This window comes from Enterobacter sp. E20, from assembly GCF_000801755.2.
Taxonomy (GTDB): domain Bacteria; phylum Pseudomonadota; class Gammaproteobacteria; order Enterobacterales; family Enterobacteriaceae; genus Enterobacter; species Enterobacter asburiae_B.
Genome location: NZ_CP012999.1, coordinates 445,818 through 461,761 on the forward strand (window position 1 = coordinate 445,818; position 15,944 = coordinate 461,761).

General features: G+C 56.6%; 12 protein-coding genes and 3 tRNA genes. 11 read left to right on the plus strand and 4 right to left on the minus strand.

The window, feature by feature from the left end:
* Positions 1–11: 11 nt before the first annotated feature.
* The 3 genes from mscM to rsgA all read right to left on the minus strand — a co-directional run bounded on the left by mscM (position 12) and on the right by rsgA (position 5,473).
* Complete coding sequence (mscM, locus tag NI40_RS02105; RefSeq protein ID WP_039261016.1) at positions 12–3,335, minus strand: miniconductance mechanosensitive channel MscM; 3,324 nt, start codon at positions 3,333–3,335, stop codon at positions 12–14.
* Positions 3,336–3,354: 19 nt separating this feature from the next.
* The gene (gene asd, locus NI40_RS02110) at positions 3,355–4,323 is read right to left on the minus strand and encodes an archaetidylserine decarboxylase (RefSeq protein ID WP_033144458.1); all 969 of its coding nucleotides are present in this window, start codon (positions 4,321–4,323) and stop codon (positions 3,355–3,357) included.
* 97 nt (positions 4,324–4,420) lie between these two features.
* On the minus strand, positions 4,421–5,473 hold the full coding sequence (gene rsgA, locus NI40_RS02115; protein WP_039261018.1) for a small ribosomal subunit biogenesis GTPase RsgA: 1,053 nt from the start codon (positions 5,471–5,473) through the stop codon (positions 4,421–4,423).
* A 107-nt stretch (positions 5,474–5,580) separates the two neighbouring features.
* On the opposite strand from rsgA, the gene orn reads away from it, so the two are divergent.
* From orn to NI40_RS02135, 4 genes are all read left to right on the plus strand, one after another.
* On the plus strand, positions 5,581–6,126 hold the full coding sequence (gene orn / locus NI40_RS02120; protein WP_023310130.1) for an oligoribonuclease: 546 nt from the start codon (positions 5,581–5,583) through the stop codon (positions 6,124–6,126).
* 196 nt (positions 6,127–6,322) lie between these two features.
* Positions 6,323–6,398 (plus strand) — tRNA-Gly (locus NI40_RS02125).
* A gap of 37 nt (positions 6,399–6,435) precedes the next feature.
* Positions 6,436–6,511 (plus strand) — tRNA-Gly (locus NI40_RS02130).
* Positions 6,512–6,547: 36 nt separating this feature from the next.
* Positions 6,548–6,623, plus strand: a tRNA-Gly gene (locus NI40_RS02135).
* A 270-nt stretch (positions 6,624–6,893) separates the two neighbouring features.
* On the opposite strand, the gene queG is transcribed toward NI40_RS02135, so the two are convergent.
* A complete protein-coding gene (gene queG / locus NI40_RS02140) occupies positions 6,894–8,033 on the minus strand; it encodes a tRNA epoxyqueuosine(34) reductase QueG (protein WP_039261020.1) in 1,140 nt (379 codons plus the stop codon).
* On the opposite strand from queG, the gene nnr reads away from it, so the two are divergent.
* The 7 genes from nnr (at position 8,032) to hflX (ending at position 15,915) form a co-directional block, all read left to right on the plus strand.
* Positions 8,032–9,555, plus strand: a complete 1,524-nt coding sequence (gene nnr, locus NI40_RS02145; protein ID WP_039261021.1) for a bifunctional ADP-dependent NAD(P)H-hydrate dehydratase/NAD(P)H-hydrate epimerase — start codon at positions 8,032–8,034, stop codon at positions 9,553–9,555. The two genes, queG and nnr, sit on opposite strands and share 2 nt — an antisense overlap.
* Positions 9,548–10,009, plus strand: a complete 462-nt coding sequence (gene tsaE / locus NI40_RS02150) for a tRNA (adenosine(37)-N6)-threonylcarbamoyltransferase complex ATPase subunit type 1 TsaE (RefSeq protein ID WP_013095283.1) — start codon at positions 9,548–9,550, stop codon at positions 10,007–10,009. Before nnr ends, tsaE begins: the two co-directional genes overlap by 8 nt.
* Positions 10,010–10,025: 16 nt before the next feature.
* Positions 10,026–11,366, plus strand: coding sequence for an N-acetylmuramoyl-L-alanine amidase AmiB (amiB, locus tag NI40_RS02155; RefSeq protein ID WP_039261023.1), 1,341 nt, complete (start codon positions 10,026–10,028; stop codon positions 11,364–11,366).
* Positions 11,367–11,375: 9 nt separating this feature from the next.
* Positions 11,376–13,220 carry a DNA mismatch repair endonuclease MutL gene (mutL, locus tag NI40_RS02160; protein WP_039261024.1) on the plus strand — a complete coding sequence of 615 codons (1,845 nt, stop codon included), beginning with the start codon at positions 11,376–11,378 and terminating at the stop codon, positions 13,218–13,220.
* Positions 13,213–14,163, plus strand: a complete 951-nt coding sequence (gene miaA, locus NI40_RS02165) for a tRNA (adenosine(37)-N6)-dimethylallyltransferase MiaA (protein WP_023310135.1) — start codon at positions 13,213–13,215, stop codon at positions 14,161–14,163. Before mutL ends, miaA begins: the two co-directional genes overlap by 8 nt.
* 85 nt (positions 14,164–14,248) lie before the next feature.
* Entirely contained in the window at positions 14,249–14,560 is a 312-nt protein-coding gene (gene hfq, locus NI40_RS02170; protein WP_023334248.1) for an RNA chaperone Hfq, read from the plus strand.
* 74 nt (positions 14,561–14,634) lie between these two features.
* Positions 14,635–15,915 carry a ribosome rescue GTPase HflX gene (gene hflX, locus NI40_RS02175; RefSeq protein WP_023310136.1) on the plus strand — a complete coding sequence of 427 codons (1,281 nt, stop codon included), beginning with the start codon at positions 14,635–14,637 and terminating at the stop codon, positions 15,913–15,915.
* The last annotated feature ends 29 nt before the right edge of the window (positions 15,916–15,944 follow it).

Consider the following 15,944-nt stretch of genomic DNA (forward strand, 5'->3'; position numbering starts at 1 on the left):
CCCCGCTTACCTTACAAACTTCCCGCCGGGCGCGTACGCGCCGCTGACGTCAGCGTTCTTCCCGTTTTACGCCCGTCCAGGCTTTCGAGACGCATCTGGAACGGTGGGAACGGCATATCAATACCGTGCTCGCGGAAGCCCGCCAGAATCAGCTGGTGGATCTCATGGCGCAGCGGCATACGGTGTCCCATTTCGGCGGCGTAGATGCGCAGCTCGAAAATCTGGATCCCCTGCTGTAAATCCACAAGGAATACTTCCGGCGCCGGGTTGTCGATTACCAGCGAACAGCGCTCAGCCGCAGTGTAGAGGATCTGGGTGACCTCTTCGCTGTTGGCGTCCGACGGCGCCGGTACCGTCAGCACCACGCGGGTAACGGAGTCTGACAGCGACCAGTTGATGAACTGCTCGGTAATAAACGCCTTGTTTGGCACGATGATCTCTTTGCGATCCCAGTCGCTGATCGTCGTCGCGCGGGTGTTGATCTTCGTGATGCTGCCGGTCAAATCGCGGATCGTTACGGTATCGCCAATACGGATCGGTTTTTCGAACAGAATGATCAGGCCAGAGATGAAGTTGGCGAAGATCTCCTGTAAACCAAAACCTAACCCTACACCAAGGGCCGCCACCAGCCACTGCAGCTTCGACCACTCAATACCGATCATCGAGAAGCCAACCAGCCCGCCAAACAGCATGATCAGATATTTGGTAATGGTCGTAATCGCATAGCCTGTACCCGGCGTTAAATCCAGATGCTGCAGCAGCGCCAGCTCCAGCAGCGCCGGGAAGTTGCGCACCAGCTGCGTGGTGATGATCAGCACCAGAATGGCAATCAGCACCGCCCCTAAGGTAATCGGCTCCAGGCTCTCAACACCCTGCACCGTCGACGTCACGTCCCAGAGAGAGATGTTCTCCAGGAAGCCGAATGCGGAGTGGATCTCTGACCATAGGAAGATCACCGACAGGAGGGCAATCAGCATCAGGATGGAGCGAACCAGGCGCAGGGACTGGGTACTGATGGCATCCAGATCCAGTTCGACTTCGTCCGCTTCCGTTGTGCCTTCCGTACTGTTGACGTGGTTTGGCTCTTCTTCACCACGCGCGCGCTGGGCGAGGATCTCCGCCCGACGATGCTTGGCTCGGTCAAAGGCCAGACGGCGGCGCTGGATCAGCATCCAGCGGCGGATCACGTGGTACACCACCAGCAGCAGGAACCAGATGGCCACCGAGGTTTCCAGCCGCGCCAGCAGCGCCTGCGCGGTTGCCAGATAGCCTACCGCGGCTGCCAGCATCGCAAACAGCGGCGCGCTAAGCAGCAGGTTCCAGAGCAGCCGGTTGAACATGTTTTCACCGCTGCCGGATTTATCGAGATAGAGCGGAATACCCGCGCGTTTCAGGCTGAGCGTGACGATGGCCAGCGCCCCGCATATCAGCATAAAGCAGAGGCGCCCCAGCGAGCCTGAGAACTCCCGGTCGTTGAGATTATCGAACATGATCAGCGCCATAATCAGCGGCACAATCAGCCCGATGCTCATCAGGTAGTAACGCATGGCGCGCGCAACGCGATTACGCGGCCAGCCAAAGTGGGTGATGAACAGGCCATTGGGGCGCGCGAAGGTGGCGCAAATCATGACCACCCACAGCAGCGGCACCGTGGCGGTGACGCCATCGCCAATCGCGACCGCGAGCGGATAAGGCCAGGCTTCCCGCAGGCCATACCCCAGCGTCATCCACAGCACCGGCAGCGGAGAGGCGACAAGAATCGACCAGAATACGGTGCGTAACGTCAGCCAGAAGTGATCCTGGGTGACTTTCCCGACCCGGGAGCTGGAACGCTCCAGGAAGCGGGTGAAATGTCTGCGCGAGTAAATGCTGAAGCCCACCAGAATCAACGCCCCCAGCAGCGGGAAAATGGTCTCTTTGCTGGTAAACATCATCACGCTGGCCTGTCCCAGCTGGCTGACGGTGTCCAGCGAAATCAGGCGGCGCAGGTCCTGGACAATCTCAATCGGCCACGAGAAGGTCATCGGACGCACGTCGGACGTCCAGAAGAGATAACGGTGCGTAGCCTCGTTCACCTCTTTCAGCGCATCTTCCAGCTGGCTGTTGGAGACTTTTAGCTTGGTCAGCTCCAGAATCAGCGTATCCCCGCCCTGGAGCAGAGAGTTCAGCAGCTCACGCTGGGTACGCAGCTGGGCTTCCAGAATGCGGTTTTGCTCGCTGGTCAGCGGCTGTCCGTCAGCCTGACGGATCTGGCGGATTTGCGGCTGTTTATTGAGAAGATCTTCAAAGTGCAGTCGCTGAACGCGCAGCTGGGCCATCTCGGTATCCAGCTGTTGCGGCTTCGGCATTTCAGGCAGGCGCGCGACCTGGGCGCGCAACGCTTCGCCCAGCAGGTTTGATGACCCGAGCCACTGGGACTGCTCGCGCAGGGTGTTGAGCGCCTGGCGAACCTGTAGGGTTTGATTGGTGGCCTGACGCTGCTGCGAGGCAACCAGATCCATGCGCTGCGCCTGCTGATTCAGCGCGGCAGAAAGCTCGCGGTTGACCCTGAATTGTTCGTTGATACCGGCAGGCAGGTTTTCGCTGTTTTCCGCCAGCAGTTCGGTGCTTTCAAGGGCACGCTCGGCTTCGCGCTGGCGCTGGCTGTTGAGCTGATTGCGCAGGGCCTGGAGATACGCATCCAGCTGCTCGCTCTGCTTCTGAGCGAGTTCAGAGCGCATCCGCGACAGCTCCTGGCGGTTATTGGCGGAAAGCTGCGCCAGCTCCAGCTCATCGACAAGGGCCTTCAGGCGAGCAGATTCTGCCTGCAGGCCCAGATTTTGAGCCTGAGCCTGTGGCGTATTGCCGCTTTGCGTACCCACGCGACGCTCAACTTCATTAAGCTGGCGGCGGGCATCGGTTTGCTGTTGCGGAAGCTGGCTGAGGGAGTCGGCAATTTCACGCGCTCGCTCCTGCTCCTGCTGGGCAAGGCGGCTCTTTTCCAGAAGCTGGCTGCTGACCTGCAGGATCTCCTGGTTCAGGGCGTCGGAGGTCATACCTGCTGGCACGTCGCGCGGTTCGTCACGCAAATTATTGAGCTGCGCGCGCAGCGTCTGCGAGAGTTTAGGGAAATTGTCGATAACCTGCTGATACTGCTGAGCGCGCTCAAGAGAGCCTTTTCGCTCCTCAAGCGCGTTCAGGGCAGCCTGGAGCGACTCGACGGTCTCTGGCTGAGCGGGTTTAGCCGCTTTTGCCTGCTCCAGTTCCTGGGTTATCTGTTTGGCGTCGGGGGCTGTCGCTGCGTACGCCCCCATGCTGAGGCACCAGGCCATCAGTAGAACGATAATCGGGCGCACGTCAGCGATCCTTCTGTTGTTAGCCTTCGTCTTTTTTGTCGTCAACCAGCGGGCTGGCGTCGTGCTCGGCGTTGATCTCTTCCTGCGGTAGCGGCGCTGGTTCTGCATCCGGCGTAACGAAGGTTTCGGTAGAGACCGCCAGCGGCTGGCCCAGTTTGGTGACCGACAGGCTTTCGAGCTGTTCAGCCAGCTTCACTTTGCCCGGCGCAAACAGGTTGATTACGGTAGAGCCCAGCTTAAAGCGACCCATCTCCTGACCTTTCAGCAGGGCCACCGAGCCTTCCGCTTCACCGGCAGGCCAGGTCCAGCGTTTGATCACGCCTTCGCGCGGTGGAGTGATGGTGCCCGCCCAGACGGTTTCGATGCTGCCTACGATGGTCGCACCCACCAGAATCTGCGCCATAGGGCCAAATTCAGTATCGAACAGACAGATGACGCGCTCGTTGCGGGCAAACAGGTTCGGCACGTTCTGCGCGGTCAGGTGGTTTACGGAGAACAGGTCGCCCGGGACGTAAATCATTTCACGCAGGATACCGTTACATGGCATGTGCACGCGATGGTAGTCGCGCGGTGAAAGATAGGTGGTGGCAAAGGTACCGTTACGGAACAGATCCGCCATCAGGTAGTTACCCGCCAGCAGCGCTTCCAGACTGTAGTTATGGCCCTTCGCCTGCAGGATTTTGTCGTCTTCGATATTACCCAACTGGCTGATCACGCCGTCTGCCGGCATCACCAGGACGTTAGGATCGGTGTTCAGCGGGCGCACTTCGTCACGCAGCGGGCGCACGAAGAATTCGTTGAAGGTGCGGTAGCTGGCGGTATCCGGCTTTTGCGCCTCTTTCATATCGACCTTGTAATATTTTACGAAAAGGTCGATGACCAGTTTGGTCAGCCAGCCCGCGCGTTTGCTTGCGCCCCAGCCCGCCAGGCGAGTGAGCCACAGTTTTGGCAGAATGTATTGAAGCGAAAGTTTAAATGCGTTTAACAAGGTAGCCTCCAGGCCATTGTTTTGTCGTTCCTGATCCGGCGTTAAGCCGCCGGAACCTGAAAAAAGGGGACGATTTTAGCGATGCTTAGCTTAGTTGTCAGTTATCAGAATCAGAAAAGTTTTTACGCGTCTTTACGTCTTCCATGCTCTCAAGAATGCGGTGGTAATTCTCGAAGCGGGTTTCCGCGATCTCGCCTTTCTCAACCGCTTCACGGATAGCGCAGCCTGGGTCGTTATCGTGCTTACAGTCGCGGTATTTACAGGCGCCTAAATAATCATGGAATTCGACAAATCCGTTAAAGATTTGTTCCGGCTCAAGGTGCCATAAACCGAACTCACGCACCCCCGGGGAGTCGATCACGTCGCCGCCGTGCGGGAAATGATACAGACGCGAGGCGGTAGTGGTGTGCTGGCCCAGGCCAGAGACGTTGGACACATCGTTGGTCAGGATCTCTTGCTGGAGGCCAAGCAGGTTGTTCAGCAGACTCGATTTACCTACGCCGGACTGGCCCGCAAAGATGCTGATGCGGTCGGTCAGCGCCTCTTCCAGCGGTTTAAGGCCATTTTTGGTGTGGCTGGAGACCATCAGCACGCGGTAACCAATCTTGCGGTAGATATCCATCTGCTCATTCACGAAGGCCATACCGTCGTCATCCAGCAGATCGATTTTGTTCAACACGATAATCGGTTCAACCTGCAGCGTTTCGCAGGCGACGAGGTATCGGTCGATAATGTTGAGCGAAAGTTCGGGCAAAATCGCCGAAACAATGACGATCTGGTTAATGTTGGCGGCAATAGGTTTGACCCCGTCGTAGAAATCGGGACGGGTTAACACGGACGTGCGCTCATGAACCGCTTCAACGATACCTTTTACCGTAACGCCTTCCGCCGCCTCTTTACCCGGTCGCCAGACCACGCGATCGCCGGTAACCAGTGAACGGATGGTGCGACGGATATTGCAACGGTGAATATCCCCGTCGGCGGATTCGACATCGGCATGCATACCGAAACGGCTGATGACTACGCCTTCTGTCGCTTCACCAAACAGGTTGTCGTCATAATCCGGCTTCTCCGAAGTGGTTTTAAGACGGCGCTGGTGGTTGGCGTTTACGCGGCGCTGCTGCCCTTTGGAGAGTTTATTTTTACTCAATCGCGCTGGCTCCTGGTCGCCCGTAAGGGGCAAAACCTCTATGATACACTCTAATTAATACTAGTTAACCTGCTACTGCCGGTTATGCGAGAAGGGTGGAAAATAACATGAGCGCGGATGAAAACAACCTGATTTGGATCGATCTCGAAATGACCGGGCTGGATCCCGAGCGCGATCGCATCATTGAAATTGCAACGCTGGTGACGGACGCTAACCTGAATATCCTGGCTGAAGGGCCAACGATTGCGGTGCATCAGTCCGACGACCAGCTGGCTTTGATGGATGAATGGAACGTGCGCACCCACACCGGCAGTGGCCTGGTAGAGCGCGTGAAGGCGAGCACGTTCGGCGATCGCGAGGCGGAGCTGGCGACGCTTGAGTTCCTGAAACAGTGGGTTCCGGCAGGCAAATCGCCTATCTGTGGGAATAGCATCGGCCAGGATCGCCGTTTCCTGTTTAAGTACATGCCGGAGCTGGAGTCATATTTCCACTACCGCTATCTGGATGTCAGCACCCTGAAAGAGCTGGCGCGTCGCTGGAAGCCTGAAATCCTCGACGGCTTCAAAAAGCAGGGGACTCACCAGGCGATGGACGATATCCGTGAGTCTGTGGCGGAGCTTTCCTACTACCGCGAAAACTTTATTAAGCTGTGATTTTGCGATCCGGCGCCTTGCGTGGCCGGGTTTTTGTCGTTAAATTGTTCAGCTTGCCGATTAATTAAGCATTTGAACTTAATTTCGAAAAAATCGCTTTAAGGGGGGTTGCAGCTAAAAGGATTTCTCGTATAATGCGCCTCCCGTAACGACAGAGAATTACACGTTACGACAGCAACAAAAGCAGTGCAGATTTGCGGGAATAGCTCAGTTGGTAGAGCACGACCTTGCCAAGGTCGGGGTCGCGAGTTCGAGTCTCGTTTCCCGCTCCAAAATTTGAAAAGTGCTTCCAAAGCACGGACCACCCAAGCGGGAATAGCTCAGTTGGTAGAGCACGACCTTGCCAAGGTCGGGGTCGCGAGTTCGAGTCTCGTTTCCCGCTCCAAAATTTGAAAGTGCTTCTAAAGCACGGACCACCCAAGCGGGAATAGCTCAGTTGGTAGAGCACGACCTTGCCAAGGTCGGGGTCGCGAGTTCGAGTCTCGTTTCCCGCTCCAAATTCTTCTTAATCTCTAAAATATCCACAGCGAAAAGAGTCGTTGGGGACGTTTTCTATTGTCTCTGAAATACTCTTGTGAACAGAGTTATCCACAGAAACTACGCTTAACCGTAACAGGGTTAAAACTTAGCAGGGTGAATAATATCTTTGTAACGCGCTGTATTTAGTAAATAAATTTTCATTTCAAAATGTTATTGAGATCACTTGACCTCTTCTCCAGCCCAGATGGCGCTTGAGTTTGTAATTTTATTCACAGGCTGTGAATAGTTCAGGCATCCCGCGTAAGCCCTTTTTCAATCACCCGCACCAGACGCTGTTTCTTCGGTAGCTGCACCTCGATCGTGCAGGCATTACGCTTCTCTATTTGCTGCGCAATCGCCCATTCTATGTGTTCATCAAGAAGTGGGTGCTCACCTTTACGGCTTTCAAGCGCCTGAATATTGGCTTCATCCCACGGGGCATTACCCAGCGCGACGGCAACATTACGCAGCCAGCGCAAATGACCGATACGGCGAATGGCCGAACCTTCCGTCACTTTCAGGAACCAGGCTTCGGTCCAGGCGAATAACTCAACCAGCTGCGGCGCATGCAGCGCCTTACGCGGGCTGAAATCCTCTTCGTCCGTGAGCTGCGAATAGCGGTTCCACGGGCAGATCAGCTGGCAGTCGTCGCAGCCGTAGATGCGGTTGCCGATAAGCGGTCTAAATTCCTCTGGAATGGCCCCTTCCAGTTCGATAGTGAGGTAGGAGATGCAGCGGCGCGCATCAACGGTGTAAGGCTCGACGATGGCACCCGTCGGACAGATGGTGATGCAGGCCACGCAGCGTCCGCAGCCTTCCTCTACCGGGCCGTCTACCGGCAGCGGTAAATCAATCAGCAGTTCACCCAGGAAGAAGAACGATCCGGCGTCGCGGCTGAGGATAAGTGAGTGCTTACCTGTCCAGCCAAGCCCGGCTTTTTCGGCGATCGGGCGCTCAAGAATAGGCGCAGAATCGACAAAGGGTCTAAAATTCAGCGAAACACAGTGCTGCTGAATAGTTTCCCCGAGTTTTTTTAAACGGTTACGCAAGAGCTTATGGTAATCACGTCCCAGGGCGTACCGGCTGACGTAACCCAGAGAGGGATTTTTTAGCGTGCGCGCAAAGGCCGCGTTGGCGGGCAGATAATTCATGCGCACGCTGATGACGCGTAATGTGCCCGGCAAAAGCTCGTGAGGGCGGGCGCGCATCATGCCATGACGCGCCATCCACTCCATTTCGCCGTGGTATTGTTTGTCCAGCCAGGCCTGCAGTTTTGGCTCGCTGGCGGAAAGGTCGGTATCGGTAATGCCCACCTTCTGGAAGCCAAGCTCAGCACCCCACTGTTTTATTTTTTGCGCTAATTCATTGAGATCGAGGGGCTGTGACATGACGGACCATACGGTGAAGAAAAACCCCGCAAGTATACCACATTCCATCTGGCATGCGGATGACCTCCGGCGCGCCGAAAAAGAGGCCGCAGACAGCCTCGGGATTACCCTTTATGAACTGATGCTGCGTGCGGGTGAGGCGGCGTTTAACGTTGCCCGCAGCGCGTACCCGCAGGCCGCCCACTGGCTGATTCTGTGCGGTCACGGCAATAACGGCGGCGACGGCTACGTTGTCGCCCGTTTGGCGGTTGCGGCAGGTATCCGCGTGACGTTGCTGGCCCTGGAGAGTGATAAACCGCTGCCGGAAGAGGCCAGCGCGGCGCGGGAGGCGTGGCTTAACGCAGGCGGTGTGATTCATGCGCCTGATATCGTCTGGCCGGAAGAGGTGGATCTGATTATTGACGGTCTGTTGGGTACCGGGCTACGCAGTGCGCCTCGCGAGAACATTGCCGCCCTTATTGAACACGCTAATAGACATTCCGCGCCGGTAGTTGCCCTGGATATTCCCTCTGGCCTGATCGCACAAACCGGCGCGACGCCGGGGGCGGTGATTCAGGCTGCACATACGGTAACCTTCATCGCCCTCAAGCCGGGGTTACTGACCGGTAAAGCACGAGACGTTGTTGGCGTGCTCCACCACCATGCGCTGGGGCTGGAGAGCTGGCTGTCCGGGCAGCAAACGCACCTCGCGCGTTTTGATGCGTCGCAGCTTGCAGTGTGGCTCCCGCCGCGCCGACCAACGTCCCATAAGGGCGATCACGGCAGGCTGGTGATTATTGGCGGCGATCATGGTACGGCAGGTGCGATTCGCATGACCGGCGAAGCGGCTCTGCGCTGCGGTGCCGGATTAGTGCGAGTACTCACTCGCATTGAGAATATTGCGCCGATCGTTACGGCCCGACCGGAGCTGATGGTCCATGAGCTTACGCCTCAGTCGCTTGAAGAAAGCCTGGAATGGGCGGACGTGGTGGCGATCGGCCCCGGGCTTGGGCAGCAGGCATGGGGTAAGCAGGCCCTGCAAAAGGTCGAGAATTTTCGTAAACCGATGCTGTGGGATGCCGACGCGCTTAACCTTCTGGCAATAAACCCCGATAAGCGTCACAATCGCATTCTGACGCCACACCCCGGCGAAGCCGCGCGCCTGCTTAACTGCAGCGTGGCAGAAATTGAAAGCGATCGCTTACTTTCTGCTCAGCGTCTGGTAAAACGTTACGGAGGTGTTGCTGTTTTGAAAGGGGCAGGAACCGTTGTTGCCAGTGACGAGACGCAGGGCATTATTGATGCCGGAAATGCGGGCATGGCAAGCGGTGGCATGGGCGATGTGCTTTCCGGCATCATTGGCGCATTGCTTGGACAGAAACTTCCCCTTTATGATGCAGCCTGCGCGGGCTGCGTGGCCCACGGTGTCGCGGCGGATAAACTGGCCGCGCGTTACGGTACACGCGGCATGCTGGCCACCGATCTTTTTTGCACGCTGCGGCGTGTTGTTAACCCGGATGTGATTGACGTAGAAAATGACTAATCGAGCGATTCCTTTACCTGATGAACAAGCCACTTTAGAACTCGGCAAGCGCGTGGCGCAGGCCTGTCAGGGGGCAACCGTCATTTATCTGTATGGTGATTTAGGTGCGGGTAAAACCACCTTCAGCCGGGGTTTTTTGCAGGCGTTAGGGCATAACGGGAATGTGAAAAGCCCAACCTACACGCTGGTAGAACCGTACACCCTTGAAAATCTCATGGTGTACCACTTCGATTTATACCGCCTTGCGGATCCTGAGGAGCTGGAATTTATGGGGATCCGTGATTATTTTGCCAACGACGCCATTTGCCTGGTGGAGTGGCCGCAACAAGGTGCGGGTGTGCTGCCTGACCCGGATGTCGAAATTCACTTAGATTACCAGGCACAAGGGCGTGAGGCGCGCATCAGTGCTGTTTCCTCATCAGGCAGTTCCTTACTGGCGCGACTGGCCGGTTAAGCGTAGGGATGACGGGATGATAAATCGCGTTAAAGGTTGGTTGTTGGCTGCCACCGTGCTGCTGTGCGCGCAGGCCGGGGCGGCAAACCTCTCAGATATTCAGGTATCAAACGGCGAAAGCCAGGCCCGGATCACGTTCAGCTTTATGGGCGATCCTGAATATGCGTTCTCACAGCCAGACAGCCACAGCGTGGCGCTGGATATCAAACAAACAGGCGTGATCCAGGGGCTACCGCTGCGGTTCAGCGGTAACAACCTAGTGAAAAGTATCCGTTCGGGAACGCCGCAGGATAGCCAGTCGTTACGCCTGGTGGTCGATCTGACCGAAAAGGGCAAAACGAAGGCGGTGAAGCAGCAAAACGGGGCGAACTATACGGTGGTGTTTACCATCAATGCCGACGCGCCGCCACCGCCTCCACCGCCGCCGGTCGTAGCGAAACGCGTGGAAGAACCGGTATATACGCCGCGTCCTTCTGAACCTGCGCGTAATCCGTTTAAATCGCAGAACGATCGCATTACTGCGGCAACCAGCAGCAATACGGTGACGCGTCCGGCGGCCAGCGCGCGACGCGCGACGGTCAGCGGTGACAAAGTGATTATCGCCATTGATGCGGGCCACGGCGGGGAAGATCCGGGGGCGATTGGCCCTGGCGGCACGCGAGAGAAAAACGTCACTATCGCGATCGCGCGGAAACTGCGTTCGCTACTCAATGACGACCCCATGTTTAAAGGCGTGTTGACCCGCGACGGAGATTACTTTATCTCCGTAATGGGGCGCTCGGACGTGGCGCGTAAGCAAAACGCAAACTTCCTGGTCTCTATTCATGCGGACGCCGCACCGAATCGTAGCGCCACCGGCGCCTCGGTTTGGGTGCTGTCGAACCGTCGCGCTAACAGCGAAATGGCCAACTGGCTGGAAGAGCACGAGAAGCAGTCTGAACTGTTAGGCGGCGCGGGCGACGTGCTGGCGAACAGCCAGTCCGATCCGTATCTCAGCCAGGCGGTGCTGGATTTACAGTTCGGTCATTCGCAGCGCGTCGGGTATGATGTCGCCACTAACGTATTGAACCAGCTGCAAAGCGTTGGCGTGCTGCATAAGCGCCGTCCGGAACATGCCAGCCTCGGTGTTCTGCGCTCTCCGGATATTCCGTCCATCCTTGTAGAGACGGGCTTTATCAGTAACAACGGTGAAGAGCGTCTGTTGGGAAGCGACAGTTACCAGCAGCAAATTGCCGAAGCGATTTATAACGGTTTACGCAAATATTTTGAGGCGCATCCTCTGCAGTCTGCGCCGCAGAACGGCTCAGCACAAACGGCCAGCGCAGCGCTGCCGGGTGAGATGACCGCGACCAACTAAGGAGCATTCATGCCGATTCAGGTTCTACCGCCGCAGCTCGCGAACCAAATCGCCGCCGGTGAGGTGGTGGAACGCCCTGCGTCGGTGGTGAAGGAGCTGGTGGAAAACAGCCTCGATGCGGGCGCAACCCGCATCGATATTGATATCGAACGCGGTGGCGCGAAGCTTATCCGTATTCGCGACAACGGCTGCGGCATTAAAAAAGAGGAGCTGGCGCTGGCGCTGGCTCGTCACGCCACCAGTAAAATTGCCTCTCTGGACGATCTGGAAGCGATTATTAGCCTCGGTTTTCGCGGCGAAGCGCTGGCCAGTATTAGCTCCGTTTCGCGCTTAACGCTCACTTCCCGTACCGCTGAACAGCAGGAAGCCTGGCAGGCTTACGCCGAAGGGCGCGATATGGATGTGACGGTCAAACCCGCGGCGCACCCTGTCGGCACGACGCTGGAAGTCCTGGATCTGTTCTACAACACCCCCGCCCGACGCAAGTTTATGCGTACCGAGAAGACCGAGTTCGGCCATATCGACGAGATCATTCGCCGTATCGCGCTCGCCCGATTCGATGTCGCCATCAACCTCAGCCATAACGGTAAGGTGATGCGTCAGTACCGCGCGGTGGCGGAAGGCGGACAGAAAGAGCGTCGCCTGGGCGCTATCTGCGGGACGCCGTTTCTGGAACAGGCTCTGGCCATTGAGTGGCAGCACGGCGATCTGGCTTTACGCGGCTGGGTTGCCGATCCAAACGCGAGCAGTGCTGCGTTCTCTGAAATTCAGTATTGCTACGTGAACGGGCGCATGATGCGCGACCGTCTCATCAATCACGCGATTCGCCAGGCCTGCGAAGACAAACTCGGGGCCGATCAGCAGCCAGCTTTCGTCCTTTATCTGGAAATCGACCCTCATCAGGTGGATGTGAACGTTCATCCTGCCAAGCATGAGGTGCGTTTCCACCAGTCGCGTCTGGTTCACGACTTCATTTATCAGGGCGTGGCCGCCGTGTTGCAGCAGCAGGCAGAGCCAACTTTGCCGCTGGAAAACGACGCGCCTGCGCCGCGTCCGCTGCCGGAAAACCGTCTGGCGGCGGGCCGCAACCATTTTGCTGAGCCTGCCGTCGCGCGTGAACCGGAAGCTCCGCGTTTCTCCCAGGCCGGGAGCGCACCGCGTCCAACGGGCGCGAACTACCCGAATGCACAGCCTGGCTATCAGAAGCAGCAGGGCGCGTTGTACCGCAAGCTGCTGGAAACGCCCGCCGTGGAGCGAAAAGAGCACATTCCCGCCGCTCAGCCTTCTCTGGACGGCCATAGCCAAAGTTTTGGCCGGGTGCTGACGATTATCGCGCCGGATATGGCACTGCTTGAACGTGACGGCAAACTGATGCTTCTGGCACTGCCGGTCGCCGAACGCTGGCTCAAGCAGGTGCAGCTTACGCCAGGCGAAAATGCAGCCTGCGCGCAGCCGTTATTAATTCCGGTTCGCCTGAAAATATCCCCTGATGAAACGAGGGTATTGCAGCGCGCAGAGCCGCAGCTGGCGCAAATGGGTATTGAAACTGTGCTCGAACCACAACATGTGACAATTCGTGCAGTGCCTTTACCCTTACGCCAACAAAATTTACAAAACTTGATTCCTGAACTGATAGGCTACCTGGCGCAGCAAACGTCGTTTGATGCCGCCAACACCGCGCAGTGGATCGCCCGCCATCTGGCAAGCGAACACGCGCCGTGGAGTATGGCGCAGGCCATTAGCGTGCTGGCGGAGGTGGAACGCCTCTGTCCGCATCTGGTGAAAACGCCGCCGGGTGGGTTATTACAACCTGTTGATTTACAAACGGCGATGAACGCCCTGAAACATGATTGACGCAAGTAAGGCGAGCCTGCCTAAGGCAATTTTTTTAATGGGCCCAACGGCCTCCGGCAAAACGGCGCTAGCCATTGAGTTGCGTAAAGTTTTGCCTGTAGAGTTGATTAGCGTCGACTCCGCCCTCATCTACCGGGGGATGGACATCGGCACGGCGAAGCCTGACGCAGAAGAGTTGCGTGCGGCACCGCACCGTTTGCTGGATATTCTCGACCCGGCTCAGGCGTACTCCGCAGCGGATTTCCGCCGGGATGCCTTAGCCGAGATGGCCGAGATAACGGCGGCGGGACGTATACCGCTGTTGGTTGGCGGAACCATGCTCTATTTCAAGGCGTTGCTGGAGGGGTTGTCACCTCTGCCATCCGCGGATCCGGAAATAAGAGCGAAAATTGAGCAGCAGGCGGCAGAGCAGGGTTGGGACGTTTTGCATCAGCAACTGGCGGAGATTGACCCGGTTGCTGCAGCACGGATCCATCCAAATGATCCGCAAAGGCTTTCCCGGGCACTGGAAGTTTTTTTCATTTCGGGTAAAACTTTAACGGAACTGACGCAAACGTCAGGAGACGCTCTGCCGTATCAGGTGCATCAGTTCGCCATCGCCCCGGCGAGCCGTGAACTGCTCCATCAGCGAATTGAGCAGCGTTTTCATCAGATGTTAGCTTCAGATTTTGAAGCAGAAGTGCGGGCGCTATTTGCCCGTGGAGATTTGCATACGGACATGCCTTCCATTCGTTGTGTGGGATACCGCCAGATGTGGTCGTATCTTGAAGGTGAGATTTCATACGATGAAATGGTTTATAGAGGTGTTTGCGCCACGAGACAGTTAGCGAAGCGCCAGATCACCTGGTTGCGCGGTTGGGAGGGGGTTCACTGGTTAGACAGTGAAAAACCGCAACAGGCGTTAAACGAAGTGATTGAGGTTGTTGGTGATATCGCTCACTGAATGTGTACAATTGAGACGTATCGTGCGCAATTTTTCAGAATCGCAAGGTTCTAAGTACAAAACAAGCATATAAGGAAAAGATAGAATGGCTAAGGGGCAATCTTTACAAGATCCGTTCCTGAACGCATTGCGTCGGGAACGTGTTCCAGTTTCTATTTATTTGGTGAATGGTATTAAGCTGCAAGGTCAGATTGAGTCTTTCGATCAGTTTGTGATTCTGTTGAAAAACACGGTCAGTCAGATGGTCTACAAGCACGCTATTTCTACTGTTGTTCCGTCCCGTCCGGTATCTCATCACAGCAATAACGCTGGCGGCGGCACTGGTAGTAACTACCATCATGGCAGCAGCGCGCAGGGTTCTTCAACGCCGGCGCAGGACAGCGACGAGACCGAATAAGGTTTCGCACTGTTATCCACACGGGGAGCCAGGGATCCTGCGTTCCCCGCTGATCTTTTTAGAGAGGTTTACGCTTGTTTGACCGTTATGATGCCGGTGAGCAGGCGGTGCTGGTACACATCTATTTTTCGCAAGACAAAGATATGGAAGACCTCCAGGAGTTTGAATCTCTGGTCTCTTCCGCCGGTGTCGAAGCAATGCAGGTGATTACCGGTAGCCGTAAAGCGCCGCACCCAAAGTATTTTGTTGGTGAAGGTAAAGCAGTCGAAATTGCGGATGCCGTAAAAGCAACCGGCGCGTCAGTCGTGTTGTTTGATCATGCGCTGTCTCCAGCCCAGGAGCGCAACCTGGAAGCCCTTTGCGAATGCCGTGTTATCGATCGCACGGGTTTGATTTTAGATATTTTTGCTCAGCGTGCACGTACCCACGAAGGGAAACTGCAGGTTGAGCTGGCGCAGCTGCGCCATCTGGCAACGCGTCTGGTGCGTGGCTGGACACACCTTGAAAGACAAAAAGGCGGGATTGGTTTGCGCGGCCCGGGTGAAACCCAGCTCGAAACCGACCGTCGTTTGCTGCGTGGCCGAATTACCCAGATCCTTTCACGTCTGGAACGTGTAGAGAAACAGCGCGAACAGGGGCGTCGGGCGCGAACCAAAGCCGATATCCCGACGGTGTCGCTGGTGGGCTATACCAACGCCGGTAAATCCACCCTGTTTAACCAGATAACCGAGGCCCAGGTGTATGCCGCAGACCAGCTGTTTGCGACCCTGGACCCTACGCTGCGCCGTATTGACGTTGCAGACGTCGGTGAAACGGTGCTGGCGGATACCGTAGGGTTTATCCGCCACCTGCCGCATGACCTGGTGGCGGCGTTTAAAGCCACCCTGCAGGAGACGCGACAGGCGACTCTGCTGCTGCACGTGATTGATGCGGCAGACGTGCGCGTGCAGGAGAACATCGACGCGGTGAACGTGGTGCTCGAAGAGATCGACGCCCACGAGATCCCAACGCTGTTGGTCATGAATAAGATCGATATGCTGGACGATTTCGAACCGCGTATCGACAGAGATGAAGAAAACAAACCGATTCGGGTCTGGCTTTCTGCCCAGACCGGTATTGGTGTGCCACTGCTTTTCCAGGCTTTGACAGAACGTCTTTCCGGTGAGGTAGCTCAGCACACGCTGCGACTGCCGCCACAGGAAGGCAGGCTGCGCAGCCGGTTTTATCAGCTTCAGGCGATAGAAAAAGAGTGGATGGAGGATGACGGCAGCGTGGGGATGCAGGTGCGTATGCCGATCGTTGACTGGCGTCGCCTCTGTAAACAAGAACCTGCGCTGGTCGACTACATCGTCTGATCAGAAAGGGGATGCCTGAATAATTCGCC